The organism is Rhizobium sp. SL42, from assembly GCF_021729845.1.
Lineage (GTDB): Bacteria > Pseudomonadota > Alphaproteobacteria > Rhizobiales > Rhizobiaceae > Allorhizobium.
In genome coordinates, this window is the sequence record NZ_CP063397.1 from 1,847,678 (window position 1) to 1,872,687 (window position 25,010).

The 25,010-nt window shown below is 63.2% G+C and carries 27 protein-coding genes; 14 read left to right on the forward strand and 13 right to left on the reverse strand.

Translation table 11 applies throughout. The features are described 5' to 3' along the window. Positions 1 to 130: 130 nt before the first annotated feature. Positions 131 to 622 (reverse strand): DUF5330 domain-containing protein, encoded by a 492-nt coding sequence (locus tag IM739_RS08620; protein WP_237370756.1) that lies wholly within the window; start codon positions 620 to 622, stop codon positions 131 to 133. Between the two features lie 456 nt (positions 623 to 1,078). On the opposite strand from IM739_RS08620, the gene IM739_RS08625 reads away from it, so the two are divergent. The 5 genes from IM739_RS08625 (at position 1,079) to IM739_RS08645 (ending at position 6,272) form a co-directional block, all read left to right on the forward strand. Continuing rightward, entirely contained in the window at positions 1,079 to 2,641 is a 1,563-nt protein-coding gene (locus IM739_RS08625) for a sensor histidine kinase (protein ID WP_237370757.1), read from the forward strand. Then, on the forward strand, positions 2,613 to 3,686 hold the full coding sequence (locus IM739_RS08630; RefSeq protein ID WP_237370758.1) for a peptidoglycan-binding domain-containing protein: 1,074 nt from the start codon (positions 2,613 to 2,615) through the stop codon (positions 3,684 to 3,686). Before IM739_RS08625 ends, IM739_RS08630 begins: the two co-directional genes overlap by 29 nt. Before the next feature lie 118 nt (positions 3,687 to 3,804). Continuing rightward, positions 3,805 to 5,253, forward strand: a complete 1,449-nt coding sequence (locus tag IM739_RS08635; RefSeq protein ID WP_237370759.1) for a methyl-accepting chemotaxis protein — start codon at positions 3,805 to 3,807, stop codon at positions 5,251 to 5,253. 118 nt (positions 5,254 to 5,371) lie between these two features. Beyond that, on the forward strand, positions 5,372 to 5,719 hold the full coding sequence (locus IM739_RS08640; protein WP_237371014.1) for a DUF1491 family protein: 348 nt from the start codon (positions 5,372 to 5,374) through the stop codon (positions 5,717 to 5,719). Between the two features lie 82 nt (positions 5,720 to 5,801). Then, entirely contained in the window at positions 5,802 to 6,272 is a 471-nt protein-coding gene (locus IM739_RS08645; RefSeq protein ID WP_237370760.1) for a nucleoside deaminase, read from the forward strand. Positions 6,273 to 6,366: 94 nt separating this feature from the next. On the opposite strand, the gene IM739_RS08650 is transcribed toward IM739_RS08645, so the two are convergent. Continuing rightward, positions 6,367 to 7,461, reverse strand: coding sequence for a DUF2336 domain-containing protein (locus IM739_RS08650; RefSeq protein WP_237371015.1), 1,095 nt, complete (start codon positions 7,459 to 7,461; stop codon positions 6,367 to 6,369). Positions 7,462 to 7,848: 387 nt separating this feature from the next. Between IM739_RS08650 and IM739_RS08655 the strand changes: the two genes are divergently transcribed. After that, the gene (locus IM739_RS08655; protein WP_237370761.1) at positions 7,849 to 8,064 is read left to right on the forward strand and encodes a hypothetical protein; all 216 of its coding nucleotides are present in this window, start codon (positions 7,849 to 7,851) and stop codon (positions 8,062 to 8,064) included. 126 nt (positions 8,065 to 8,190) lie between these two features. On the opposite strand, the gene IM739_RS08660 is transcribed toward IM739_RS08655, so the two are convergent. Both IM739_RS08660 and IM739_RS08665 read right to left on the reverse strand, forming a co-directional pair. Continuing rightward, entirely contained in the window at positions 8,191 to 8,739 is a 549-nt protein-coding gene (locus IM739_RS08660; RefSeq protein ID WP_237370762.1) for a DUF1254 domain-containing protein, read from the reverse strand. Continuing rightward, complete coding sequence (locus IM739_RS08665; RefSeq protein WP_237370763.1) at positions 8,732 to 9,319, reverse strand: DUF1214 domain-containing protein; 588 nt, start codon at positions 9,317 to 9,319, stop codon at positions 8,732 to 8,734. The genes IM739_RS08660 and IM739_RS08665 overlap by 8 nt, the downstream gene beginning before the upstream one ends. A 354-nt stretch (positions 9,320 to 9,673) precedes the next feature. Between IM739_RS08665 and IM739_RS08670 the strand changes: the two genes are divergently transcribed. Further along, complete coding sequence (locus IM739_RS08670) at positions 9,674 to 10,012, forward strand: DUF1236 domain-containing protein (RefSeq protein ID WP_237370764.1); 339 nt, start codon at positions 9,674 to 9,676, stop codon at positions 10,010 to 10,012. A gap of 174 nt (positions 10,013 to 10,186) precedes the next feature. On the opposite strand, the gene IM739_RS08675 is transcribed toward IM739_RS08670, so the two are convergent. Further along, the gene (locus IM739_RS08675; protein WP_237370765.1) at positions 10,187 to 10,807 is read right to left on the reverse strand and encodes a DUF2026 family protein; all 621 of its coding nucleotides are present in this window, start codon (positions 10,805 to 10,807) and stop codon (positions 10,187 to 10,189) included. 298 nt (positions 10,808 to 11,105) lie between these two features. On the opposite strand from IM739_RS08675, the gene IM739_RS08680 reads away from it, so the two are divergent. The 4 genes from IM739_RS08680 to IM739_RS08695 all read left to right on the forward strand — a co-directional run bounded on the left by IM739_RS08680 (position 11,106) and on the right by IM739_RS08695 (position 14,339). Then, on the forward strand, positions 11,106 to 11,783 hold the full coding sequence (locus IM739_RS08680) for a nucleotidyltransferase domain-containing protein (protein WP_237370766.1): 678 nt from the start codon (positions 11,106 to 11,108) through the stop codon (positions 11,781 to 11,783). Further along, entirely contained in the window at positions 11,780 to 12,496 is a 717-nt protein-coding gene (locus IM739_RS08685) for a DUF6602 domain-containing protein (protein WP_237370767.1), read from the forward strand. Before IM739_RS08680 ends, IM739_RS08685 begins: the two co-directional genes overlap by 4 nt. Positions 12,497 to 12,694: 198 nt before the next feature. Next, entirely contained in the window at positions 12,695 to 13,213 is a 519-nt protein-coding gene (locus IM739_RS08690; RefSeq protein ID WP_237370768.1) for a histidine kinase, read from the forward strand. Between the two features lie 208 nt (positions 13,214 to 13,421). After that, positions 13,422 to 14,339: an NAD-dependent epimerase/dehydratase family protein gene (locus tag IM739_RS08695; RefSeq protein ID WP_237370769.1), complete on the forward strand. Its 918-nt coding sequence runs from the start codon at positions 13,422 to 13,424 to the stop codon at positions 14,337 to 14,339. A 97-nt stretch (positions 14,340 to 14,436) separates the two neighbouring features. On the opposite strand, the gene IM739_RS08700 is transcribed toward IM739_RS08695, so the two are convergent. The 4 genes from IM739_RS08700 to IM739_RS08715 form a co-directional block, all read right to left on the reverse strand. After that, positions 14,437 to 14,868 carry a hypothetical protein gene (locus IM739_RS08700; protein WP_237370770.1) on the reverse strand — a complete coding sequence of 144 codons (432 nt, stop codon included), beginning with the start codon at positions 14,866 to 14,868 and terminating at the stop codon, positions 14,437 to 14,439. An 83-nt stretch (positions 14,869 to 14,951) separates the two neighbouring features. Further along, complete coding sequence (locus IM739_RS08705) at positions 14,952 to 15,671, reverse strand: hypothetical protein (protein ID WP_237370771.1); 720 nt, start codon at positions 15,669 to 15,671, stop codon at positions 14,952 to 14,954. Positions 15,672 to 15,788: 117 nt separating this feature from the next. Next, the gene (locus IM739_RS08710; RefSeq protein ID WP_237370772.1) at positions 15,789 to 16,472 is read right to left on the reverse strand and encodes a hypothetical protein; all 684 of its coding nucleotides are present in this window, start codon (positions 16,470 to 16,472) and stop codon (positions 15,789 to 15,791) included. Between the two features lie 225 nt (positions 16,473 to 16,697). Further along, entirely contained in the window at positions 16,698 to 17,048 is a 351-nt protein-coding gene (locus IM739_RS08715) for a helix-turn-helix domain-containing protein (RefSeq protein WP_237370773.1), read from the reverse strand. Positions 17,049 to 17,509: 461 nt separating this feature from the next. Between IM739_RS08715 and IM739_RS08720 the strand changes: the two genes are divergently transcribed. After that, positions 17,510 to 18,286 carry a hypothetical protein gene (locus IM739_RS08720; protein ID WP_237370774.1) on the forward strand — a complete coding sequence of 259 codons (777 nt, stop codon included), beginning with the start codon at positions 17,510 to 17,512 and terminating at the stop codon, positions 18,284 to 18,286. 104 nt (positions 18,287 to 18,390) lie between these two features. On the opposite strand, the gene IM739_RS08725 is transcribed toward IM739_RS08720, so the two are convergent. The 3 genes from IM739_RS08725 to IM739_RS08735 form a co-directional block, all read right to left on the reverse strand. Next, on the reverse strand, positions 18,391 to 18,672 hold the full coding sequence (locus IM739_RS08725) for a sunset domain-containing protein (protein ID WP_237370775.1): 282 nt from the start codon (positions 18,670 to 18,672) through the stop codon (positions 18,391 to 18,393). Between the two features lie 195 nt (positions 18,673 to 18,867). Continuing rightward, positions 18,868 to 20,040, reverse strand: a complete 1,173-nt coding sequence (locus IM739_RS08730; RefSeq protein WP_237370776.1) for a GGDEF domain-containing protein — start codon at positions 20,038 to 20,040, stop codon at positions 18,868 to 18,870. A gap of 586 nt (positions 20,041 to 20,626) precedes the next feature. After that, positions 20,627 to 22,825, reverse strand: a complete 2,199-nt coding sequence (locus IM739_RS08735; RefSeq protein WP_237370777.1) for a transglycosylase domain-containing protein — start codon at positions 22,823 to 22,825, stop codon at positions 20,627 to 20,629. A 337-nt stretch (positions 22,826 to 23,162) separates the two neighbouring features. Between IM739_RS08735 and IM739_RS08740 the strand changes: the two genes are divergently transcribed. Further along, positions 23,163 to 23,627, forward strand: coding sequence for a YcgN family cysteine cluster protein (locus tag IM739_RS08740; protein ID WP_237371016.1), 465 nt, complete (start codon positions 23,163 to 23,165; stop codon positions 23,625 to 23,627). 42 nt (positions 23,628 to 23,669) lie between these two features. Here IM739_RS08740 and IM739_RS08745 read toward each other — a convergent pair whose 3' ends face one another. Beyond that, on the reverse strand, positions 23,670 to 24,068 hold the full coding sequence (locus IM739_RS08745; protein ID WP_237370778.1) for a RidA family protein: 399 nt from the start codon (positions 24,066 to 24,068) through the stop codon (positions 23,670 to 23,672). 171 nt (positions 24,069 to 24,239) lie between these two features. Here IM739_RS08745 and IM739_RS08750 point away from each other — a divergent pair, with 171 nt between their 5' ends. Next, positions 24,240 to 24,830 carry a TetR/AcrR family transcriptional regulator gene (locus IM739_RS08750; RefSeq protein WP_237370779.1) on the forward strand — a complete coding sequence of 197 codons (591 nt, stop codon included), beginning with the start codon at positions 24,240 to 24,242 and terminating at the stop codon, positions 24,828 to 24,830. Positions 24,831 to 25,010: the final 180 nt, after the last annotated feature.

The following is a 25,010-nucleotide window of genomic DNA, read 5'->3' on the forward strand; positions in this document are numbered from 1 at the left end:
AACCGTCACGGGGACGGTCGCTCTGATGCAAGAGGGGTGGGGCGCGGGCCCCGGATTGCATGGCGTTCGAGACGATCTGCTGCAGGCTATGCTTGCGCTGTCGCTCCGGACGGTGGAAGGTTCGGCCGCCTCAAGGCTTCGGCGGCGTATAGGGTTTCGGCAGGTTCTTGTTGTCCGGCCGCGGTGTCGGCACGACGGTGCCGGTCACGATCGCTGCCGTGTCGAGGCTTTCGGACAGGTCGACCGGCATCGGATCGAGCGCCTGGCCGGCTGCGGTTTCGACGGCCGGCTTGACGATCTCGACGCGGCCCTTGGCCGGTGATGCAACGTCGCTGGCGCCGTCATCGGTAAACTGTTGGTCGAGCAGCTGGAACGCAACCAATGCGCCTTCGCGGGCCCGCTGGCCGAGTGCCTGGAAGGTTTCCTTGCCCTTTTCGCAGACCTCCGGCTTCTCGACGCAGATCGCCGAGACATATTGGTAGGCATCCGTTGCCGCCGCGATCGCATCGCCCATGACGAGGCGCGGTCCGCCGGCGGTTTCCTCCTGCGGCGGATTGCCGAAGAACGACAGCACCACCAGCGCCATGGAGCAATAGAAAGTTCCCTTGATCAGAAACCACATTGTCGTCACCAAATCCCTGTTGCCGGTCGTTGCCGGACCTCTCGGGTTGCGTCCCGAATTCGTGATTTGAACCTATCGCTGAGTCGCAAAGATCGCTTTTCAGAAGCTGTTCGGCTTTGAGACAAGATTGATTAAAATGCCACCTAAATCGCGTGTTTCGCGCCTTTGTTTCAAATTGTAACGGTTGCCGTTAAGCATAATTGTGGCGCCCGCCCGACAATCCCGCAGCTTTTGCCGGCAGTGGTCGACACAAGTGTTAACGCGACTGTGAAAACTCTTGGAAATCCGTTGCTTACGCCCGATTAACCATAAAATCGAAAGCCCGGCCCGGCTGTTCTGTTTCGGGTCAGATGAGCCAATTCCGGGCCTTCCGAAGGCCTCGCCTTATCGTTTCCTTAAGCGCGTGAAGCCTATGGTCGGGCTCGAAAAGACGAAAATGAGTCTCGGATTTCCCGCGTGTTTGTATTGCGTAAAAATGTGGATGGACTGACGGCGATCATCGATCGCCTGGCTGCACGGTGCCTGCCGCGCCAGTCCCATGGACGCATGGCCGATGCCGCCGAAATCCGGCTGATGCGCAAGCTGACCCTGGCTTTCCTGCCGGCCCTGCCGGTCGTGCCTGCCGCGGTCTCGCTGACCCTCGGTGCCGCCATCGGCCTGCCGCTCGGCTTCGGTCTCGTTGTCGCCCTCTATATGATGGCCGCCGTGGCGCTGATCGCCGGCCGCCGTGTCGGCGCCGAAAGCGTTGCCAATCTTGCGGCTGCCGCCGCTGCTGCCCAGTCGGCCGACGCCGGCTCGCCCTACGATCTCTGCCCCGGCCTGTTCCTCGGCCTCGATGCGGCCGGCCTGGTGCGCACCGCCGGTGGCCGCGATCGCCAGATGTTCGTCTCCTTCCTGCGCGAACCGTTGTCGCGCCCCTTCGTCGATCAGGTGCATGTCTCCGACCGCCTGTCCTTCGTCCAGGCGCTCGATGCCCTGCGCCAGGGTGCCGATGCCGTGGTCATCGACCTTCGCCTCGATCGCCCGGTTCTCGGCCTCGACCAGACCCAGTTCCTCAATGTCCGCATGGACATGACCGCCGTTCGCTGTGCCGATGGCGCGCTGACCGGCGTCCAGGCGCAGATCCTCGACATCGAGGGCGAAATGCAGATCCGCGACACCGTCAGCGTCAAGGAAAACGAGGCGGTTGCCGCCCATGAGGCGAAAAGCCGGTTCCTCGCCGCCGTCAGCCACGAATTGCGCACCCCGCTCAATGCCATCCTCGGCTTCTCCGACATTCTCGCCGGCGAATATTTCGGCAAGCTCGCCAACGACCGCCAGCGCGAATATGTCCATCTGATCCGCCAGTCGGGCGCTCATCTCCTGTCGGTGGTCAACACCATGCTCGACATGTCGAAGATCGAAGCCGGTCGCTACGAACTGCTGCTCGAGCCGTTCGCCATTGCCGAAACCGTCACCGAATGCGAGCGCATGCTGTCGCTGCAGGCGGCCTCCAAGGGCGTCAAGCTGACCAGCCGGCTGCCGCGCGGTCTCGGCGAAGCGGTCGCCGACAGCCGCGCGCTGCGCCAGGTGATCATCAATCTCGTCGGCAACGCCATCAAGTTCACCGACAATGGCGGCGCCGTGATCATCGATGCCAGCCGCACCGCCACCGACCTGGTGATCAGCGTCAGCGATACTGGCATCGGCATGGCGCCGGAGAAGCTGAGCATGCTCGGCCGGCCGTTCACCCAGGTGCACGACGAACTCAACCGCAATTATGAAGGCACCGGCCTTGGCCTGTCGCTGGTCAAGGGATTGATCGCCCTGCATGGCGGCACATTCGCGATTTCCAGCCGTCCGGGCGAAGGGACTGTGGTTACCGTCACGCTGCCGGTTGACGGCTCGGGCGCTGTCGCGCAGGCTGGCAATGAAGATAATATGGTCGAGTTTCCGCCGCGCCTGACCGCGCAGCCGGCGGCTCGCAGAAGGGAAGGCAAAGAGACCGGGTATGACCAAGCGAACGCGAAAATCGCCTGAGAAGAAGAAAAAGCCGACGCAGCATGCGCTCGGCCTTCTTTCGGCCGGCGTTACAGCGCTTGCGCGGCTTGCCGGGCGCCATCCGCGCCTGGTGGGTGGTCTTGCCACGTTCGCGGTGATCTTCGGCACCGTTGCCGCTAATGCGCTCTGGTACCAGCCGGGCCAGCACCCGTCGCCGTTCCTGCGCACCCGTGATGCCGCCAATTTCAGCGCCCTTGCCGGCGTGGGCCGCGCCCCGCATCTGGCCGAACCGCCGCATGCCAATGTCACCACATTCAAGATCGCCCGCGAGGGAGAGCAGGACCCGGCAGCCGAGGCGGCCGCACCCGTAGAGGATAGCCTTGATGTGGCAGCGGTAACGCCCGCCGCGGCGATCGCCGAGACAGCGGCTCCGACCGCTGCGCCGGCGACATCCACCGATTGGCCTGTCGCAACCGGCGAGACGGCCGTGCTCATCCGCGATGTCCAGGCCGAGCTTTCCCGCCGCGGCCTCTACGACGGCGATGCCGATGGCGTGATTGGTCCACGCACCGAAACCGCGATTGCCGTCTTCCAGAAATCCGTCGGCATGGAGCCGAATGGCCTGGTCAGCGCCGAACTGGTCGCAGCACTGAGGGTTGATCGCAGCGTCACGGCCGCCGTGCCTGCCCAGCGCCCGGCGCCGGATCTGGTTCGCGACAGCGCAGGCGTCGACCCGGTCGCCGCAGCGATCCGCCGTGCCGAGACCCAGGTCGTCACCGCGCCGCGTCGCGAGGTGGCCAAGCCATCCACGCCGACACCGGTTCCCCCCGGCGAGATCCGCGCCACCGCAGCCCGTCCGGATGCGCCGCTGCCGGTGCAGCAGGCGAGCTTCGATCCGGGACTGGTGATGGAAATCCAGCGCGGCCTGTCCAACATGGCCTATAGCGACGTCACCATCGACGGCGTGCCCGGCGAGCAGACCCGCAACGCCATCCGCCGCTTCGAGCGCCACTACAAGATGGCCGAGACCGGCGAGCCGAGCGCCGTCGTGCTGAAGAAGCTGAAGTCGATCGGCGCTCTGTAGATTCAGTCGTCACGGCCCGTGGTCAGTGGCTCCTCATCCGACGAAAGTCGAAAACGCCCGTAAGCATCTCGTTAACCATACCATGGCCAATATTCCTCACCGGAGGAGAGACCAGGCCATGAACGCTGTGAACGGCATGCCTCGCCATGAGGATGACCTGGCAACCGCGCCGACAGGTGCGGATGCCGAAACCCTGAAGCACATCATTGGCCGCCTGGCCGACGAGGCGTCGAGCCTGGGCATCGACATCGTCGACATCGCCGGCGCCATTCAGGATGTCGCGGCAACCTCACGGCGCCATTCCGGCACATTCGATCAGGTCACCCGCACCGCGCTGTCGATTGCCGAAACCAATCGCGAGGTCGCGACCGCCTTGCGCGAGACCGACGACACGGCAGGAGAAGCGCGCCGCATGCTCGGCGAATCCGCCACCCGCCTGACCGGCGCCGTCGGCAAGATCGATCACATGGTCGCCACCTCCGAGGAGATCGGCAACGAGATCGGCACATTCGCGCACTCGCTTGCCGAGGTCGACAAGGTTGCCGAGGAGATCGGCGCAATCGCCCGCCAGACGAATCTTCTCGCCCTCAATGCCGCCATCGAGGCGGCGCGGGCCGGGGAGGCGGGCAAGGGATTTGCCGTCGTCGCGAGCGAAGTGCGCACGCTGGCATTGCAGACCTCGCAGGCCACCGGCGCCATCCAGCAGACGCTGGGCGTGATCCGCACCAGGATCAACCGCCTGACCGAGGCCGGCCGGGGCGCAAGCACCAGCGCCCGCGACGTGCGCCAGACATCGCAGGCGCTGAACGGCTCCTTCGGCGCCATGGAGCAGGTGATCACCCGCATTCTCGACGGCTCTTCCGCCATGGCGCAGACGACCGACATGGTCGACCGCCAGTGTGCCGAATTCGTCGCCACGCTCAGCACCATGGCGGGCGAGGTCAAAGGTTCGGACGCGGCGCTGCAGAATGCCGCCGGCCGGGTCGACAAGGTGGTAGCACTGTCGGAAACGCTGATCCAGCTGACGGCGAGCGCCGGCATCCGCACCGCCGACAGTGAATGGATCGACACGGCAACCGCCGTCGCCGCCGATGTGTCCGCCGTCTTCCAGCGGGCGATCGACAGCGGCCGCATCACCATGCAGGCGCTGTTCGACCGCACCTATCGGCCGATCCCCGGCACCGATCCGGTGCAGATGATGACGGCCTTCACCGATTTCACCGACCAGGTCCTGCCGGCGATCCTCGAACCAGCCGCCGCCATTAGCGAGCGTATCGGATTCTGCGCCCCGGTCGACGAGAACGGCTACCTGCCGACGCATAACCGGAAATTCTCCGCCCCGCAGCGTCCCGGCGACACCGTGTGGAACACCGCCAATTGCCGCAATCGCCGCATCTTCAACGACCGCGTCGGTCTGGCCGCCGGCCGCTCGACGGCGCCGTTCCTCGTCCAGACCTACCGCCGCGACATGGGCGGCGGCAACTTCGTGCTGATGAAGGACATTTCCGCCCCGATCACCATTTCCGGCCGCCACTGGGGCGGGTTGCGACTGGCCGTCAAGGTCTAGCCCGCCATCCTGCGGTCCGGAGATCGCCGTCATGCCGGTTGGCGCTGTCGGTACACCGGAACGCTACGCTTCGGTCCCCCTGCTTCCCATCCGTCCCGACATCGCCTACACCCGTGCCATGCGCATCCGCTCCGACATCTTCGTCTCTGCTCTCACCCGCCGCGTCTTTTCCGCCGGCGGCTTTGCCGCGGTTGTGGCCAAGGGATCGGACGCCTCCGGCGCGATCTTCATCCGCCAGCGATTTCGCGACGGGCTGGAGACGCTTTATGGTCCGGCCCCGCAGTCGATGGTGATGGTCGAGGATCGCGATGATCGCCAGTTCGAGATCCGCCTGGCGCGTGCCGAGCCGGAGGCGTTGAGCGCCCTGATCGCCCGCGAACAGCGCTTTGACAGCGATCTCTGGCTGGTGGAAATCGAGGTCGACGAGATCGGCGACTTTGTCCCGCTTGCCGGTGGGCAGGGCTGAAACGCATCGCTGCGGTTATCCGCCCTATGAAATCCGGCGAATTCAGGCGAGGATGATCCGCTCTAGTTTCGGGGGAACGCTGATGGAAGACCACGAGCCATATCTGCGCGAGGCGATTGCGCTGTCGAGATCTGCGATGGAGCACGGCAACGAGCCGTTTGGCGCGCTGCTGGCCAGGGATGGAGAGGTCATCCTGCGCGCCGAAAATAGCGTTTTCACCGGCCATGATATGACCAACCATGCCGAGATGAACCTGATCAAGCTGGCCGCAAGGCACTACGACGCAGCTTTCCTCGCCGATTGCACCGTCTATACCAGCACCGAGCCCTGCGCGATGTGTGCCGGCGCCATCTACTGGTCGGGCGTCGGGCGGATGATATTTGCCTGCTCGGAAGTGCGGCTTGGCGAGATCGCCGGGATCGGCCTGAACGTGCCGAGCCGGGCGATATTGCAGACCGGCGCACGCGTCGTCACGGTGCTTGGCCCAAGTCTTGAAGAGGAAGCAGCCGACGTGCATCGGGAGTTCTGGCCGAAGCATCTCGGCAAGGCCTAGAGCCGCAAGCCGAAGACGCGGGCTCCGGAGCTGGGCGCCTGGAGTCTGGCGCCTGGAGCCTGGCACCTTGAGCCGGTTGCTTGGAACCTGGCGCCTAGCGCTTGCGCGCCCTGAGCAGTTGCCGGCCGAGTTCGTCGCCGACCGGCTTGCGCGCCGAGGCCGGCGGGCTGGGCGCAACGGCCGCCCTCGGACCGTTGCTGGCCGCCGTCACGCGCGTTTCTTCGCCATCCGTGCCGCCATCTGTACCAAATGTATAGCTGTCGGCCCGCTGCCAGCTGTCGATGCGCGCTTCGCAATCATGCGGATCGAGGCTGGAGACCAGCCGGTCGGCCCGGCTGACGCCGCCTTCGGCCCGCGCCAGATGCGGATAGATATGTTCGAGCACGAATACGGTTTCGGCCAGCGGCATCGCGACGCCAACCAGCGTCGTGGCCAGTTGCCGGCCGGAAATGTCGAGCAGGATGCGCTCGGCAAGCCAGCGGCTCGACGACAGCAGATCCGCAAGCGTCGTGACGAAATGGCCGCCCTCGTGGCTGCGGGCGAAACGGATGAGCAGTGCAGCCTGCATCTGGCTGACGGTCCGCCGGCCAAGCCGGTCGCTGTCGGGCGGATTGAGGTGATGGGCGAGCCGCTTGATCTGCTGGCGCAGCTCTTCCTCGCGCGCCAGACGTTCATCGTCGGTCGGCGGCGGTGGAATGTCCATTTCGGTCCGGCGCACATTCGGAATGGTGCTCAGCCCCGGCATCATGGCGCCGGTCTCGCCGACCGCCGTTCCCGAGCCCATCCCCGTTGCCTGTACAGTCTCTCGCGCCAGTTTACGCTCGATGTCGCGGGCGGTCTCGCTGTGGCGCAGGCCGACCAGCGCATCGATCACGGTTGGCGACAGCTTTTCGCGCTTGACGATGGCGCGGGCATGGTCCGCCCCTTGCGTGCGGGCGATCATCACCAGCATCTCGTCGGTCAGGGCCGGCGAGGCGGCGAGGAACGGTGCGGCGATGGCGATCGGCTGGGTGGCGATGAACACGGTGATCGCCATCGGCAGGTTCGGGCTCTGCGACAGCGCCGCGACTGCCTCGCGGCGGGCCTCCACGGTCGAATTGGCAAACAGCGGCTGGAACAGCTCGGCAAACAGTCGAAGCTCCGACTTGCCGGGGAAGGAGAGCGCCTGAAAACTCGTGACCGTGGCCATCAGAACAACGTCCTTTTTACGCACGCTGATGGGCTTTTCCAGCTCCCGAAACTGATCGCTCACGACAAACCCACCCCAACGCAATACAACTGTGGCTCAGTTTAGAACGAATTTGTTAGCAAGCTGTTAACTAACCTATGGCTTGATCAACAAACGCGGATGGCACTGGACGGCGATTCGCGTAGTGTTTCAGATATTAGGAATATGCGTGCCCCGAGTAGAGTGGGCCAGATCCACGACAGAAGGGGCGCGTCAGAGAAAGGCGCAGATGACCCCGGATTGTGCGAAATCTTCCGCGACACGACCCGGATTGTGCCAGCCCTCCTAACCGGGGGCAGGGTGAAATCGATCTTTTCATCCGTCTCGACTGCTCAATGGAGACGAGGCATGGCGGAAATCATCAGGATGAAGGACAGGCTCGATCTGTCGCGAACCCGTGAACAGACCGAGGGCCGCAAGGCGGAAATCCTGCTCTTCACCGGCATTCGCTACGAGCGCCGCGAAACGGCGCAGATCCCCACAACACGCAAGAACAAGCCGCGCGTGCCGGCTTTGCCCAAGCCGCTCGACCAGAGCGTCAGCCCGGACGTGATGCCGTTCTAGAGAAATTCCAGCATAAGTGGGAACCGGTTTTGCGTGCGCAATTGCGAATGCAAAGACACCGGCTGAAAGACCGCAGCTAAAAAATCACTGGCCTCGGGCCGGTCGTGGCCGGCTTCGCAAAAAAAATCACCGCCCGGTAAACGGCAGGCATTCGGCCTCGGCCAGGAATTCGCGCGCCTCCGCCTCGAAGCTCGGCTGCGCCACCATGCTGCGCAACACCGCATAACCCGTCGTGCCGCGATGTTCGACCAGGATCGTCTGGGCCAGCGCCGGGATCGGCGTCTTGCGCAATTGCGCGATCTGCACCGGCGTCGCCAGAAGCACATCGACATCGCCGGCAACCGAGGTCCGGTCGTTCATCGAGAACACCTCGTTGGAATCCTTGTCATACAGCGAGATCGACCAGAAGCTGCCGCTGCCCAGCGCCACCAGCGACAGCGGCTGCCGGCTGATGTCGAAATGGCAGACCGCGACCCGCATATAGGGATCGAGGCTCGACAGCCCGGTTGCGTCCGGCTTGACCTCGAGCCGGTGGAAGACGAAAGGCGCGCCCTCCGCTACCACCCGCGTATAGGCATCCTTGCCGGTAAAATGCGGAATGCCGAGAATGATGATGATATGCAGGAGCACCGCGCCGAAGACCCCGGTGATGACGGCGTAAAGCAGTCTACTCATGGCCGCACCCGAGCGTCTCGATCCCCGGCATGTCGAGGCCGATCAGCCCCGTCGAGCCGGCCGCCGGCGTGTCGAGCAGCGTCAGCACCAGCGAAAATGCGCCCGTATCCGGCAAAGCCAGCCAGTTGCCGGCCTTGGCCGTCGGCGAAATCGTCACCGAGAACGTGCCGTCGCGCTGGCGCAGAACGGTCTGCGAATTCAGCGACGTCGGCAGGTCGGCGCTTGAAACCAGCGGCAGGCCGTCGCCGTCTGCGGCATAGAGCGTCCACAGCCGTGCCGTCGGCGTGCGCCCGGACAGCTTGTAGGTGCAGGTGCCGGTCAGGCGCTGGCCGGCGTCGTCGGCGGACGCGGTAAAGGTCAGCCCCTCGGCCGAACCGTAGAGCAGCCGCCCGGCCTTGGCCCGATGCGCCTTGGCATAGGGATCGGCCTCGGCCGTCTGGGCGGCGGGAAAGGCCGACCACACCCCGATCCGGATCGCCCCGAAGCCGACAGAGGCATTCAGCGCCGACAGCGACGACAGGATGCCGCCGCCAAACGCGATGATCAGGGTAAGCGCAATGAGCAGGGGGACACGAAACACGTCTCGTCAGATACCTTGTTCGACCTTGCCGGCGACCGCCGGACTTGGCGGCTAGCGGTATCACTGATTCGGCATCGGGAAAAGGCAAGCCGCAGATCCCGCCGCCGGCCATCTCGCCCCCCCGGGCCCGCCCCAAGCGCGCCCCAGGCCCGCCAGAGGCCCACCCCGAGAAGCCTATCCAGCACCTGGCCATCAAAAGCCCCGCCATCCCGCCACCGGCCGCCGCCATGCCGAGCAGCCCTGCGTGGCCCCCATGGCCCCCATGGCCCCCTCCATGGAACCGATGCCGGCGCGAACCGTTGTCCAGCCAGAGCAGCAAACACCGATACGACGAGAACCATGAGGAGAACGAACATGCGCAACAGGCTCATTCTGGCAACCGCCCTGGCCACCACCGCAACATTTCTGACGCTGTCCGGAACGGCCGGCGCCCAGGAAACCGTCATCATCCAGCAGGCGCCCGCGCCGGCGCCGCAGACCGTCGTCATCCCCGGCGAGGTCCGCACCTATGTCATGGAGCAGCAGGTCCAGTCGGTGCCTTATGAAGGCGACGTGCTGATCGGCCGCGTCATCGACGATCCGGTCGAGCTCTACCCGATCGATGGTTATGACGGCTATTCCTACACCGTCGTCAACGAACGCCGCGTCATCGTCGACCCGCAGACCCGCGCCGTCGTCCAGATCCTCGACTGACGCTCATCATCCCGAGGACGATCTGCCAGAAGCCCGGCGCCGCGCGCCGGGTTTTTGCGGTTAGCGGCCGCTGGTTATCCTTGAGACGAATGGCGTTTGAAGAACAGGACCCGCGCCGACCGGCGCTCACCAGCTGCCGGGCTCACCAGCTGCGAGGCTCTCCAGCTTACGGGCTCACCAGCTGCCGGAAAGCGCATTGCCCGAGAGCGGGATCTCCCGCAGCTTGCCGCGCGGATCTTTCCGCGGATCTTTCGACGAGATTGCGCTTGCCATATGTTTCGGCGAGCGGCGAAACCATTGCGCGGCCACGGTTGCGAGATCGCCGATCATCGCCTGGCCGCGCCATGCGGCAAACCGCCGGGCGCTGGCTTCAGGCTCGGACTGGTAGAAGAAATCGCCCGACTGGCCGAGCGCATTGATGTCATCCGCCATCGCTGAAAGCGGCTTCTGGAACATCTTCGACGGCAGCGCCAATTCCCGCGCGCTTTCCGAAAACGCCGGTGCCATGAAGTCGATCGCCCAGCCGTCCGCCTCAACCCAGCAATGGAAATTCTCCCCCGCCCCGGTCACATGCCCGTCGTCGCGGTGATCGGCAAACAGGATCAGCGTGCCCCCGAGATTATAGGCCGCAAGCCCGCTCTTCGGCACGGCATTGACCTTGAAATGCTGCTTGAGAATGAAGGCGCCGAAGGTGGCAAAATACATCGCCCCCACCGCCGGATCGGCATTTTCATTGACCAGCAGGCTGTTGATGACGCGGTAGATCCGCTGGTAGTCGCTCTGCTTGATCAACATGGATGGCACCTGCACATATGGGGGAGTTGGGAGTGCGCTGTCTGTAGGCGAGGGAGGCGCGGATGTAAACGGAGGAGGGGGAGGGAGTGGCGGCGTGTTGGCGAGGGCAGTCCACTTACGCTACGTTATTCGTGGGACTGGTTGCTGAAGCGCTAGCTGGTAGTTAAGTATTGGCGGTCGGCCCTTGCAGAAGCCGACCTGTAGGAGGCCCAACTCAGTGTCTGACGCATATCTCCGCCAAGTGCTGGCGAGGCTCCGAGTAGACACGGGCCCCAATTCGGCGGCTCGTGGGGTTCAGGTGAATTTGCGGCCCTCACTGCAGCGTTGGGCTGGCCAGTATTTGGTCAGCATGGAACCGAGCGGCTCATTTGCCAAGGGTACGGCAATCCGTGGCGGCACCGACATTGACATCTTCGTCTCACTCTCTAGCCAAGTGACTGACAGCCTCGCGGTGATCTACAATACGCTGTTCAATCAACTGCTGAATGAGGGGTTCAGTCCGCGGCCACAGAATGTTTCAATCGGCATCAAGATCGGAACTTATTCAGTCGACGTTGTCCCTGCGCGCCGACAGGGGCCAACGGGTCAGTTTCACAGCCTCTATCGCCGCAAAGCTGAGAGCTGGACCCAGACCAATGTCATTAGCCACATCAACACGGTTCGGACCTCAGGCCGCGCCGAGGAGATCATGATCGTGAAAGCTTGGCGAGAGCAGAAGAGACTCACGTTCCCATCGTTCTACCTAGAGCTTGTCACGATCGAGGCATGCCGAGGCCGGAAGGTTGGTGACCTTTCGGAAAATGTCTGGGCGACGCTTGCATATATCCGCGACAACATTGCAGCGGCCGTTTTCATCGATCCTGCAAACACTAATAATAGGATCTCCGATGATCTGACCGCAGCCGAGAAGCAGACTCTTGCCAACGCGGCTGCTACCGCACGGCACGCCACCAACTGGAGCCAAATTGTAGTATGAGTTGGTCCCTTCCGATCCTTCTCGATGAGCTGAATGCGTCAGTGACTGCAGACCTGCAGCGTGCGCGTAAAACCCTCGGGCATCCAACTGATCTGGGGGATGCGACTGAAGAGATCTGGATTGAGCTTTTCAACAAGTATCTTCCTCGCCGTTATCACGCTATCAAGGCAACGGTCGTGGATAGCAAAGGAACTTTCAGCGATCAAATTGACGTGGTCATTCACGATCGACAGTATACACCACTTGTTTTCACCTTCAAAGACAAGCATGTCATTCCTGCCGAGAGCGTTTATGCTGTGTTCGAATCCAAGCAAGAGATGAACGCACACCACATTGCTTACGCTCAGCAGAAGATTTCCTCCGTGCGCAGGCTTCACCGGACATCGCTCCCGATCCCCACTATCGACGGCACAAAGAGGGCAAAGGAGTTGACTCCGGTCTTGGGTGGAGTTTTGACCCTCAGTTGCAAATGGCGTCCGGTCTTCGGTGACACCATGCTTGGCTATCTTGAGAGTGGGCAGGGCGATAAGCGTCTCGACCTTGGCTGTGTCGCCGACTGCGGCAACCTCTGGGTCAATGAAAATGGTGGCTATTCCCTTGCTGAGGAAACGAAGCCAGTCACGCGTTTCCTTCTAGAGTTGATATCGAGACTGCAGGCGGTCGCGACAGTGCCTATGATCGACATGCGTGCCTACGCGGAAAAGCTGGAGTGAATCGTAGGCTTATCTTTCTAGAACAACAAATATGATAATTCAGGAAGGAGAATCGAACATGTCTCCTATCTTATTGATGCCCTTGGAGAGAGTCTGGATGCCATGCCCGATGGGCAGGGATTCGGCCCACCCCATCTTCACCCTTCCTTCGCCAATCCCTGATACACCGGGCCTTCCCACACTCCAGAAGGATTTCCGATGAAGAGAATGCTCGTCCTCGCCATGGCGCTCGCCATCGCGCCCCTGTTCGCCCCGATGCTCGGCCCGATCCGCGCCGAAGCCGCCACGCTTGAGTTTCCGAGCGATGCGCCGATTGCCTCGGTGAGCATTCCGGACGCCTGGGAGCCGAAGGAAACCATTTCGGGCATCGAGGCGACCTCGCCGGATGCGGCGATCTATTTCTCCATCGATGTCGCCTCCGATGCGACGATGGACCAGGTGATCAACGATGCGATCAAGTTCTTGACCGACAACGGCGTGACGATCGACGAGACGACCAAGAGCGATTCCGGCGATGTCGAAATCAACGGCATGACCTTCGGCAGCATCGAATTCGACGGCGAGGATGCCGATGGCCCGGTCGAGGTGTCGCTCGGCTTTGCCTCACCATCCGCAGGCAAGATGCTGGTCGTCACCTATTGGGGCACCAAGGAAACGCAAGGGGCTCACAGCAAGGACCTCGTCGCCATCCTGAAGTCGCTGAAGCCGGCCAACTGAGCGGGCGCAAACGACGCGCTCCATCGCGCTTGCCGGCGCTGCATCCGGGGAACGGCCCCTTGCCGTTCCCGCACCGGCTCCCCCTGCCTCTACATGGCCTCGCGGGCTCCGCCAAAATCCCCCTCGCCACCGCCTATCCCCCGCGCTATGTCTTGCCCGGGCCGGAAGACACGGCACAAGACATCATGCATCGGGAGGAGCAGGCATCATGGGCAAGCGGATCATCTTTACCGGCGGCAGCGGCAAGGCCGGGCGCCATGTCGTGCCCTATCTGACCGGCCGCGGCCATGCGGTCCTCAATCTCGATCTCACCCCGCTCGATTGCCCCGGCGTCAACACGCTGCTGACCGACCTCACCGACAGCGGCCAGGTGTTCAACGCGTTCTCCCAGCATTTCGGCTTTGACGGCTTCGACACCGGTGACGGCCCGGCCAAGGTCGATGCGGTGGTGCATTTCGCCGCCGTGCCGCGCATCCTGATGAAGCCGGACAACACCACCTTCGCCACCAATACCGTCTCGACCTACAATGTCATCGAGGCGGCGGTGAAGCTCGGCATCCGCAAGGTGATCATCGCCTCCAGCGAAACCACCTACGGCGTCTGTTTTGCCGAAGGCGACAAGGACTATCACCAGTTCCCGCTGACCGAGGACTATGATGTCGATCCGATGGACAGCTACGGCCTGTCCAAGGTGGTCAACGAAAAGACGGCCCGCGCCTTTGCCATGCGCACCGGCGCCGACATCTATGCGCTCAGGATCGGCAATGTCATTTCGCCCGAGGATTATGCCAATTTCCCCGGCTTCCTCGCCGATCCGCCCAGCCGCAAGCGCAATGCCTGGAGCTATATCGACGCCCGCGACCTCGGCCAGATCGTCGATCTCTGCGTGATGAAGGATGGCCTCGGCTTCCAGGTGTTCAACGCCGTCAACGACACGATCACGGCAAACGAACCGACCCGCGATTTCCTCGGCAAATGGGCGCCCAATACCCCGATCACCAGCGATCTCGCCAACGATCTGGATGGTTATGCAGCGCCGCTGTCGAACGCCAAGATCCGCACCGTGCTCGGCTTTCGCGAACAGCATAACTGGCGCGACGAACTGCCGGACGGCTCGATGGACTGAGGGAGCGGCCGGCTTCGGCAAACGACAAATCAGGGCTGCGCCTTTCGGCCCAGTCCTGATCGCTCGTTTGCCTGATGTCAGGCCTCATTTTCTGGCCTCACTGGCAAGGTGTCAGTCCGCCCGGATTGACGACCGCTGCGATGCCGACATGGCTGATCGTCGGGTCGTTGCGTGCCTGGAAGCAATAGACGTCCTGCGCGTCGGGTGCGGCAACGATGCACGAATTGAAGCCGGCCGGCACGACATAGTTGTTCAGGCCGTTGATCGAGAACACGGTTGCGTCCCCGGCCGGATGCGGCACCGGATGTTTGGACAGCAGGATGGCGTTCTGCGGCGGGTTGACGTCGAGCGGCGTGAAGATGGCGCAGTTCGGCGAAAAGGCCATCTGTGCAGTCGCGGGGGTCGAGCATGCCGCAAGGGCGGCGACGACGATGGCCATGGCCGCCTTTGCCCGCGATGCGGGCGCCGGCTGCGGCCCGTTCCGGCCCTGCTGCGGCGCTGCGTGTGTGCTTTGGTTCTGAATGTTCATGGTGATGTTCCTCAAGTTGGTTTGACATCGGGGTGAATGATCAAGGTACTGAAAGTTCTGGAATTTCCGCATGCTGGCTGGTTCTACGGCCCTCCTTTCGTCGAGAATGTGCCATTGGCGTTGTAGGTCGCGGTGATGCTGGCAAAGCCGGTGGTGAAGTCGCAGCGCGCAGACAGGCTCTCGTCATAGGCAATGACGTTTCCCGTCGGCTCGAAGCCGATCTTGACGAAATAGACCGGCTGCGGCGCGCAAGCCGTCGTCATGTTGGGCGTCGGCGCGACGAAGCTCGACAGCACGATGTTCTGCCCGCCGGTCAGCGCTGCCACGCCGCAGAAAAGCTCCGGCATCGGCGCCGGCGTAAAGGGTGGCACGGCGATGCCGAAACTGCCGGCCGCAAGTCCTGCCTGATAGGCCGGCGCCGAAAGCCCGAGGGGGCTGAGCGCAAGCATGGTGCAATTGGCGGGGCTTGCTCCTTGCACGCCGGTCGACAGCGCGATCGGCTGGGCAGCCGCCGTACTCGTCACCAGATATTGCGTCGCAGCGGGCTGGATCAGCGCGTTGAACTGCGGTGGCGGCAAGGGCGCCATGGTGCTGACCGCGCCGGCATAGACCTGGGTGTCGAAGGAAAAGCTGATCTGCGCACCCGACATGCCATAGTTGCCAAGGCTTTGGCAGCCGAGGCTGCTGGCGAGGATCTGGCTGGCGGCGGCCGCCGGCTGGAACCGAGCCTGCTTCTGGAAGACGAAGAAATACTGCGTGTTCTGCGACAGGTTCCGCACGATGATCTGGTAGGAACTGGCCATGTCTGCAGCACTCCTTTCCGTGTCCGGCGCAAGCCTCCGTCCGTGTCGGATCTCGGGGGGGGGAGAGAGGCGCGGGGGCGTGCCTCGCCCTCACCCCCGGGATCCGCCAGGCAGGCGCTACTGCAGCTGGACGTCCCAGTTGCCGTTGGCTTTCAGGTTGACATTCGCGACCCCGTAGCCGCCGGTGAAGTCGCACAGCGCCGCATTGGCGCTCGACTGGGTGAAGTTCATCACGTTGCCCGGCGTATAGGAGCCGGTCTGCACGTAATATTTCAGGATCGGCTGGCAATCGGTATTGCTGGCCGGATTGGCCTGGACGAAATTCGACAGCACGATCCCGCCCATCACCGAGACCGCCGAACCGACATTGTAGTAGGGCGGCGAGGTGAAGCTCGGGGTGATGATCCGGAAGGAGCCTTCCTGGATGCCGGCGACAAACACCGGTGCCGACAGGCCGAGGCTGGTATTGGGCCCGCTGACGGTTGCCGTCGTCGTGTCGTTCGGCTTGGTGGTAATGCCTTGCGCCGGCGCCAGCTCGATGGCGCGGCTGGCCGAGGAGAAGCCGGAGGACGAGCCGACCTGTGGCGGTTGGTTGGCCTGCTGGATGCCGGCATAGAACTGCAGGTTGACCTGGAAGGTCAGGATCGCCCCGGTCGCGTCGTAATTGCCGAGCGATTGGGAAAACAGGCTGTTGGAATAAACCTGCCCGCCGCCGGTATAGAGCGCCGGTTGCTGGAAGAAGTAGAAATTCTGCGTCTGCGGCTCGAAATTCTTCACATTGATCGTCAGCATGGTCGACATGGTCTCACCTTTGTGTTGCGTTGCCGTGTTGCGTTGAAACTCGTGTTGCGTTGAAGACAAAAGGGCCCCAGCACCCGTCCAGCCCGTGTGGCGCGGATGTCGATGTCGTGTGTGGCTGTCGTGCTGAAACCTGCACATATTTTGGTTGAGTTATGAATTTAAGCAACCAATAGCTGTTGAGCGCCGGTTGAAATGTCATCGGGATTTGCGTTCAGCGCAAACGGCTCAGCGCGCGGGGCCGGCCGGCGGGATCGCCTCGAGCAGCTCGACTAGCAGCCGGCGGATCCTGTCCGGCCGCGCCCGCAGCCCGACGATCCAGCCGATCTCCGCCGCTGAGACCGAATTGTCGCGGTGCCAGTCGATCGTGCCGCGCCCGAGCAGCAGCCAGTCGAGCGATATGTCGAGCAGTTCGGCGAGCGCGCAGGCGCTTTCCAGCGACAGGTGGCCGCCGTTCTGCCAGCGCGACACCGCCGCCGCCGAGACGTCGAGCTCGGCCGCCAGCGCCAGTGTCTTGTGAATCTGCCGCTTCAAGATCGCATCGCGCACGCGCTTGCCGCGCGCCGGGTCATGGGACATTGCGGTTTCTCCCGAGGATTGCTCCCCTGAATGATAAGCAACTAATGGATGTTATCAATTCCAAGAATGTCAGCTTAAAGTTGTATTCGGTGGCAGGCAAATGCCGGCCTGCGCATAGGCTCCGCTCGGCGGACCGCGCAGGCCACCCTGTGCCCTGACAGGCGAGGCCTCTCCGCGCTCGGACGCCAATCCCGAATTTCTCGATCCTGGATCCTCGACCTGAATGCCGGTCTATGCACCGCCTGACCTGTGGTCACCCGTTCTCACATCTTGAGAATCATCCCCGCCGCTGCCAGTGTTGCGCTCGGCAATGCCGTCTGTCGGGCCGAGCCGGGAGGCCGCGGCGGCTAAGTGAAGGCGACCGGCGGCCCACCTGATGTCGGCAGGCGAGCCGCCGGAAACGCCAGACTGCCAGCCTGCCGAACCGACAGTGACTGCCCAGAACGAAAGGCCCGACCGCCATGAACTTCCTTCGCGCAACGCCAATCCTGGGCGCCCTGCTTGCCCAGGCGCTGGCAGCGCTCGTGGTCGCCGGCCTTCTTCAGGCATTGCTGCCATCGCTGAGTGCCCGGTTCGGCATCGATCCGATCCTCTGGGCTGCGCTGGCGCTGCAGGCGCTGCTGTCGGCCTGCCTGACCCGGGCGCTCGGCCTTGCGGTCTGGTGGCAATGGATCGCGCTCGCCTTTCCCTTCGCCATGGCCGCGGCCCTTGCCGCCGGCAGCCTGCCGGCCTGGCCCTTCGGCCTCGCTTTCCTGCTGCTTTACCTGTTCTTTTCCAACACCGCCCGCGAGCGCGTGCCGCTTTATCTGACCAACCGCCCGACGATCGAGGCGCTGCGTAAGTTGATGCGCGAGCACGGCGGCACGAGGTTCATCGATCTCGGTTCTGGCCTGGGCGGTGTCGTCCGCGGACTCTCCGGCGACGGCCGCAAGGCCGAAGGTTATGAGACCGCGCCGATGGCCTTTCTCATCTCGGCCGTCTTGTCGAAGCTGACCGGCCGCGGCGCGATCCACCGTCGCGACATCTGGTCGGCCGACATTACCGACGCCGATCTCGTCTATGTCTTTCTCTCGCCCGAACCGATGCCGGCGATCCATGCCAAGGCAAGCCGCGAGATGAAGCCCGGCAGCCTGCTGGTCTCCAATAGCTTCGCCATTCCCGGCCTCGATGCCGACGAGATCTGGGACCTGTCCGACCGCCGCAAGACACGGCTGTATCTCTATAGGATGAAGGGATGAGCGGGGAAGCGGCAAGAGAAGGGCGAGGGGCAAGAGAAGGGGCGGTGGCAAGAGAAGGGCCGACATGGTCGTGCCTGGAAAGTGCAACGTTTACCTAGGTCCGCTCAGTAACTCGCCTTGCGCCAACCGGCGACCCGCGCCTCGTTCTCGGTGCAGAACCAGCGTTCGCCACGGTGCGGTAATACCCGGGATTCGGCGTACCAGTACTGGCCCGGCACATGATAGATGCGTTCGCCGCTGGCAGCGCTGATATTGCCCTTGATCTTGCAGGCCGGGTTGAGCGCGTTCGGCAGCGAGCCGACGCTCGGTGACGGCAGATATGCCTGGCCACCGGCACTGAGGAATGCAATTGCGGCGCTGATAATGACAAGCGTTGGAAACTTCATGTTCCACCCCCGAACCACAGGCCAGGAGTTGTAACATTGAAGGTCTGTCTTTCTAGTAAAAGGAATCGCTAAAATACGATGGGTTCGACGGCGGCGCTGCGGCCAGGCCGCTCTGTCCCCCGGCCGCGTAGGCTGTCAGGATGCCCCGCGCCGCCCATTGCACGCCCCGCTTGAAGCCCGGCGTCGCACCCATCCTCACGCCACGTCCTGCGCCACCGGCCGCCGCTCGTTCACCCGCCAGCCGTTGCGACCGTCGGCTTTTGCCGCATAGACGGCCTGGTCGGCGCAATCGAGGAGGGACTGGAAGTCGTCGTCGTTGAGGATCGTGCCGGTCGCGGCGCCGACGCTGACGGTCACATGCCGGTTTCGGTCGCGGGTAAACTCGTGCGCAATGCCGAGCTGGCGCACCGAGCGGCGCAAGGCTTCGGCGATGATCGCCGCGTTTTCGGCATTGGTGGCCGGCAGGATGGCAAGAAACTCCTCGCCGCCCTGGCGGGCCAGGTGGGCGTCGAGCGGCAGGGCCCGGCGCATGGCGCGCGCCACCCGTTTCAGACAGTCGTCGCCGGCGCCGTGGCCGTAGCCGTCGTTGAAGGCCTTGAAATGATCGACGTCGATGATCAGCACGACCGCGTTTTCCATCGCCTGCGGCATTTCCAGCCGAAGCCGCGAAAGCTCGCTTTCGGTGCCGCGCCGGTTCGACAGACGGGTCAGCGGATCGGTCACGGATAGCCGCGCCAGGTCCTTGTTCTGCCGTGACAATTCCCGCTTCAACACTTCGTTTTCCTGCATCTGCAGGAAGTTGGCGATCGCCTCGCTTTCCAGCTGGTAGGTGACCAGCAGTGTCATGCCCACGGTCGGCAGATAGACCGCCATATGCTGCAGCACATAGGCCGGGCTGCTGTCTTCGAGGAACCAGATGACGGTATAGTTGAGCACGAAGATCAGCAGGCTGGCGATCAGGCTGGGGCGAAACGGCGAGGCGGCGGCAATGGTCACGACCATCTGGAACGAGGCGGCGGCATAGAAATAGCCGAGCACCGCCGGATTGCGGCTCGCCAGCAGTATGATGCACCAGCAGACATTGCCGAGGATGGCGACACCAAGGGCTGCATGCTCCTTGTGCGCGATCGGATGGTCGCCGCTGACATAGGTCATCAGCACCAGGGCCGCCGGCAGAACCACGCCGAAGCGCAGGCTGATTGCCAGCAGCGTCACATCGCCGAGCAGCAGGATGTCGAACAGGATGCAGCAGAGGTAGAAGCCGCAAACGCCGATCACCGAGCTTTGCAGCAGCCGGGTCCGGGCCGGCGTGCGCAGGACAAGAAATGCGTTCTGCTGGTCCGCCGTCATGCGAAGTCGCGGGAACAAGGTCGACCATCTCGTCATGGATGTACAATCACCGAAAGAAAATGCGTTGATCAAATCTGGCCGGATTCTTAGCCCAGCCAATTTAAGCATGGGTGAAGGATGTGTCCCGATGCGGGAAACCCGGGACGATCGCTTGGACTATGATTAATGGCACCCTAAAAATGGGGTGTCGTCGCCCTGCCGGTCGGGGCGCATCTGTGTCAATTCAGGATGGATGCGCTCTGCCGGGGCCGGGGCAGCGCCGCCAGCCGCAGTTTCGCCGCAATATCGCGAATCAAATTCGTGGCACGCCCTATCGATCGCTTTTCACACGCATCTGGAAGACAAGGATGAAAAGGTTGATTGTTGTGAGCGCGAAGACTGCGCTTGCGTAAAAGCCCACGAAATTGACCTGGCCGGGCAGCCCGAAAACATAGCCCTCGCAGGCAATTGGCGATCACGGCCTTGACGTGGAACCAGATGCAAACGGGCGTGACGAGACAGAAGAGGCCGCCTCGCTGGTCCAACCCGCCCAGGAACGAGAAAACCGCGTCGATGAACTCATGGTTCTCCGAAATCCGCATTTGGAGACGGAGAAACAGGTGTCTCAGTTCGTCGTCGCGCCTGCCGTCGCGGTCTGCTGCGGGTCGACGCTGCCGCGCAGCGCATTCGCCGATGGCCCGAGCGGCGCTGCCAGCCGCAGTTTCGCGGCAATATCGCGAATAAGCCGGGTCGATTGCGACGACAGCGAGCGGGGCCGCACCATCGGCGGCAGGGCGGCCGGGTCGTCGGCCGGCTTGGCGTCTGCCACGGCCTTTGCCGCATCCGGGCCTGGCAGGGGATTTTCGATGCCGGGGATCGGCTTCAGGTCGATGCCCTGGTGGGCATAATCCATCAGCTTCTTGAAGGTCATCGCCGGCAGCGAACCGCCGGTCATGTTGTTGGTCGAGGTATAGTCGTCGTTGCCGAACCAGACGGCGCCCGTGTAGTTGCCGGTATAGCCGACGAACCAGGCATCGCGGTAAGCCTGGGTCGTGCCGGTCTTGCCGGCCGTGACGATGCCGTGATCGAGCGCTGCGCGCCTAGCCGTGCCGATATAGGGGATCTTGGTCATCATCTGGTTCATGTAGGCGGCGGCCTGCGCCGTCAGGATGCGGTCGGCCGGTTTTTCGTCACGGTCGAAATCATAGAGCACGTCGCCCTGGTAGTTCATGATCTGCGCGATCCCGTGCCGGCGCGACTGGTAGCCGCCGGCCGGCAGCACGGCATAGGCCGTTGCCTGGTCCATCACGGTGACTTCCGTCGTGCCGAGCGGAATGGTCACGTCCTTGCGCAGAGGCGTTTCCACGCCCATCGCCTTTGCCGTCTGCATGATCGCGTCGATGCCGAGCTTTTCCTTGGCCAGCCGCACGGGGATGGTGTTGATCGATTTCGCCAGCGCCGTCTCGATGGTGATGCGGCCGGCATAGCTGTTACCGTAATTGTGCGGGCTCCAGTTGCCCCAGGAGATCGGCCCGTCGGTGACCATGGTCGAGGGCGTATAGCCGTTCTCCATCGCCAGCGCATAGGTGTAGATCTTGAACGACGAACCCGGCTGGCGCAGCGCCCGCGTCGCCCTGTTGAACTGGCTTTCGCCGTAGTCGCGCCCGCCGACCATGGCGCGCACGGCACCGCCGCTTTCCAGCATCACCAGCGCGCCCTGGCGGACATTGTAGCTCTCGCCATATTCGCGCAGCGACGAGGCGACGGCCTCGTCGGCCGCCTGCTGCAGGCCGGTATCGATCGTGGTGCGCACGACCAGCGTATGATCCTTGAAGCGCGCCGCGATCCGCTGCACCTCGTCGAAGGCCCAGTCGAGGAAATAGTCGGGCGCTTCCGCTTCGTTGCGATCGACCACGGTTGCCGGATTGCGCCGGGCCGAGACCACCTGGCCCTCGCTCATCAGCCCGCCCTGCACCATGTTGGTCAGAACGTCATTGGCGCGGGCGCGCGCCGCCGGCAGGTTGACATGCGGGGCATATTTCGCCGGCGCCTTGAACAGGCCGGCGAGCATGGCCGCTTCCGCCAGCGTCACCTCGGTGATGCTCTTGCCGAAATAGAATTGCGAGGCAGCCGCCGCCCCGAAGGTGCCGCCGCCCATATAGGCGCGGTCGAGATAGAGCGACAGGATTTCCTTCTTCGACAGGTTGGCTTCCAGCCACACCGCCAGGAAGGCTTCCTTGATCTTGCGCTCGATCGACCGTTCATTGGTCAAAAACAGGTTCTTCGCCAGCTGCTGGGTCAGCGTCGAGCCGCCCTGCACGACCGTGCCGGCCTTGGCGTTTTCGGTCATGGCGCGGGCAAGGCCGAGGAAGTCGATGCCGAAATGCTCGAAGAAGCGCCGGTCCTCGGTCGCCAGCACCGCCTTGATCAAGTGATCGGGCAGGTCGTCGATCGGCACGAGATTTTCATGGATGATGCCGCGATGGCCGATCGTATTGCCGTAGCGGTCGAGAAAGGTGACGGCGAAATTGTCGTGGTTGCGCCAGTCCTTCTTGGTTTCCTCGAGTGCCGGCTGGGCCAGCGTCAAAAGCACGACCATGCCGGCCGTGCCGAGCGTCATCGCCTCGCCGGCGATCTCGAAGCCAAGCTTCTTCAGGCCGCGCACCCGGAACCTGCGAAAGAAGATGGTGATCTCTTCCCAGATCTCGACCAGGTCATAGCCGGCATTCCACAGCGTGCTGTCGAGCCAGCTGTCGATCCGCAGGAAGAAATGCCGCTTCAGGCGGGGCTTCTTCTCCGGTGCTGGGGTGTTGTCCTCGGTCACCTTGGTCTTGCCTTTTTTCTCAGCCTTACATCAGGCAGATCGCATTGTCGCGGCCATCACCGTTCGGCCCCCCGTCGGCCTTGCAAGTCGGCCTTGCAAGTCCGCCCGCAAGTCGGATTCGGGCACGCTGCCGGGCCGACCTGGTCCAAATCCCTTGACGCGAAGGTCTGAACGGGTCAGGACCGGGGCGGGTGAGGGGCAAATCGGCCTTTGCTGATTGATGGTCGATTTGGCCACAAAGAACAAGAAGAATTGCATGCAGGGCGCTCAGGCCGGCATCGGAACCAGCAAGCGAACCAGCATGACGGCAGGCACGAGAAAGAGCATGGCAGGCGGCATGACACAGACCCCTTACTGGAAGACCAAGAGCCTTGTCGAAATGAGCCTTTCCGAATGGGAAGCCTTGTGCGACGGCTGCGGTCTCTGTTGTCTCAACAAGCTGGAGGACTGGGACACCGGCGAGGTCGTCTTCACCTCGGTCGCCTGCACTTTGCTCGACGGCAACAGCTGCCAGTGCAAGGACTATCCGAACCGCCAGAAGATCGTGCCCGACTGCATCCAGCTCACCCCTGACCAGGTCGACACCATCGCCTGGCTGCCGCCGACCTGTGGCTACCGCCTCGTGCATGAGGGCCGCGACCTCTACTGGTGGCACCCGCTGGTCTCCGGCGATCCCGATACAGTGCACCAGGCCGGCATTTCCGCCCGCGGCCGCACGATCTCGGAGGACGAGGTCGATGTCGAGGATTTCGAGGATTTCGTCGTCGACTGGCCGCTGACCGTCGGGGAGAGGGCGGAGTAAGGCACGAGGCACCGCCTGGCCGTGCCTTGTGTCGCCCGGCAGTCAGTCTTTCGCCGGAATGCGCGCGACGACCTTGATCTCGAAGTCAAAGCCGGCAAGCCAGGTAACGCCGACGGCGGTCCAGTTCGGATAGGGCGCCTCGGGAAAGACGCGGTTTTTCACCGCCATGATTGTCTCGAACTGTGTCTGCGGATCGGTGTGGAACGTCTGCACATCGATGATGTCGTCGAAGCCGCAGCCGGCGGCCTTCAGCACGGCCTCGAGATTGGCAAAGGCCTGCTCGACCTGTTTGCGGAAATCCGGTTCTGCGGTGCCATCCTCAAGACTGCCGACCTGGCCGGAGACGAACAGGAAGTCGCCCGAGCGAATGGCGGCCGAATAGCCGTGGGCTTCATAGAGTGCGTGCCGGTTCGCCGGGAAAACTGGGTCGCGTTTGCTCATTGTCGGTTCCTTTGCTGATTGCAGGTGTCGATGCGCCGCAGGGCGACGATCGAATGCGGATGCTTCCCGTCATCGGCGGGAGGTGATATACGGTTCGTATGTGAAATTGATATTCGCATACGGATCGTATGTCAAATTCAAATACGCAACGTATGTGAGAGAGGAAGCGCCATGGCTGCCAAGCGTCATGAAAAGATGGAGGAAAATCGTGCCCGGCTGATCGCGGCCGCGCGCCGGGCCTTTGCGGCCAAGGGTTATGCAGCGGCGTCCATGGATGAATTGACCGCCGAGGTCGGCCTGACGCGCGGCGCGCTCTACCACAATTTCGGCGACAAGCGTGGCCTGCTGGCCGCCGTTGTCCACCAGATCGACAGCCAGATGGCGGCGCATGCGAAGGCAGTCGGCGCAGCGCATGCAGACGGCTGGCAAGCGCTTCTGGCCGAGGGGGTCGCCTATATCGAGATGGCGCTGGACCCGGAGATACAACGCATTGTCCTGCTCGACGGCCCCGCCGTCCTCGGCGACCCTTCGCGGTGGCCGAGCCAGGACAGCTGCCTCGTTGCAACCCGGCAGGCCATCACGGACCTGCTGGCGCAAGGTGTCCTGAAGCCGGTGGATGCCGAGGCCGCGGCGCGGCTGGTCAGCGGTGCTGCCCTCAACGCCGCACTGTGGATCGCCGCCAGCGAGCGCCCGCGCGACGTCCTGCCCAAGGCCATCGAGGCGTTTCGCGCCCTGGCATCCGGCTTGTTGAAGGAGGCGTGAAGATTGAACGTGAACCCGATCACTTGAGTATCGGAAGTCACATTCATTGTTTCAAACTTGATTGCTTGATGTACCAGGCTCGGTTGACAAAGATTTGTCCCGTCTCCCTGCGGACGCTTTGCTGAGGCTCCCGCCGCTCCGCACTGTGTTGATATCACCGCTGATCTCAGACAAGCCGAC

Bases quoted from the DNA above. Each gene is read 5' to 3' on its own strand.
- IM739_RS08620 (WP_237370756.1), bottom strand. From the start codon at position 622: ATGTGGTTTCTGATCAAGGGAACTTTCTATTGCTCCATGGCGCTGGTG.
- IM739_RS08630 (WP_237370758.1), top strand. From the start codon at position 2,613: ATGACCAAGCGAACGCGAAAATCGCCTGAGAAGAAGAAAAAGCCGACG.
- IM739_RS08635 (WP_237370759.1), top strand. From the start codon at position 3,805: ATGAACGCTGTGAACGGCATGCCTCGCCATGAGGATGACCTGGCAACC.
- IM739_RS08640 (WP_237371014.1), top strand. From the start codon at position 5,372: ATGCGCATCCGCTCCGACATCTTCGTCTCTGCTCTCACCCGCCGCGTC.
- IM739_RS08645 (WP_237370760.1), top strand. From the start codon at position 5,802: ATGGAAGACCACGAGCCATATCTGCGCGAGGCGATTGCGCTGTCGAGA.
- IM739_RS08650 (WP_237371015.1), bottom strand. From the start codon at position 7,461: ATGGCCACGGTCACGAGTTTTCAGGCGCTCTCCTTCCCCGGCAAGTCG.
- IM739_RS08655 (WP_237370761.1), top strand. From the start codon at position 7,849: ATGGCGGAAATCATCAGGATGAAGGACAGGCTCGATCTGTCGCGAACC.
- IM739_RS08660 (WP_237370762.1), bottom strand. From the start codon at position 8,739: ATGAGTAGACTGCTTTACGCCGTCATCACCGGGGTCTTCGGCGCGGTG.
- IM739_RS08670 (WP_237370764.1), top strand. From the start codon at position 9,674: ATGCGCAACAGGCTCATTCTGGCAACCGCCCTGGCCACCACCGCAACA.
- IM739_RS08675 (WP_237370765.1), bottom strand. From the start codon at position 10,807: ATGTTGATCAAGCAGAGCGACTACCAGCGGATCTACCGCGTCATCAAC.
- IM739_RS08685 (WP_237370767.1), top strand. From the start codon at position 11,780: ATGAGTTGGTCCCTTCCGATCCTTCTCGATGAGCTGAATGCGTCAGTG.
- IM739_RS08690 (WP_237370768.1), top strand. From the start codon at position 12,695: ATGAAGAGAATGCTCGTCCTCGCCATGGCGCTCGCCATCGCGCCCCTG.
- IM739_RS08695 (WP_237370769.1), top strand. From the start codon at position 13,422: ATGGGCAAGCGGATCATCTTTACCGGCGGCAGCGGCAAGGCCGGGCGC.
- IM739_RS08700 (WP_237370770.1), bottom strand. From the start codon at position 14,868: ATGAACATTCAGAACCAAAGCACACACGCAGCGCCGCAGCAGGGCCGG.
- IM739_RS08705 (WP_237370771.1), bottom strand. From the start codon at position 15,671: ATGGCCAGTTCCTACCAGATCATCGTGCGGAACCTGTCGCAGAACACG.
- IM739_RS08710 (WP_237370772.1), bottom strand. From the start codon at position 16,472: ATGTCGACCATGCTGACGATCAATGTGAAGAATTTCGAGCCGCAGACG.
- IM739_RS08715 (WP_237370773.1), bottom strand. From the start codon at position 17,048: ATGTCCCATGACCCGGCGCGCGGCAAGCGCGTGCGCGATGCGATCTTG.
- IM739_RS08720 (WP_237370774.1), top strand. From the start codon at position 17,510: ATGAACTTCCTTCGCGCAACGCCAATCCTGGGCGCCCTGCTTGCCCAG.
- IM739_RS08725 (WP_237370775.1), bottom strand. From the start codon at position 18,672: ATGAAGTTTCCAACGCTTGTCATTATCAGCGCCGCAATTGCATTCCTC.
- IM739_RS08740 (WP_237371016.1), top strand. From the start codon at position 23,163: ATGACACAGACCCCTTACTGGAAGACCAAGAGCCTTGTCGAAATGAGC.
- IM739_RS08745 (WP_237370778.1), bottom strand. From the start codon at position 24,068: ATGAGCAAACGCGACCCAGTTTTCCCGGCGAACCGGCACGCACTCTAT.
- IM739_RS08750 (WP_237370779.1), top strand. From the start codon at position 24,240: ATGGCTGCCAAGCGTCATGAAAAGATGGAGGAAAATCGTGCCCGGCTG.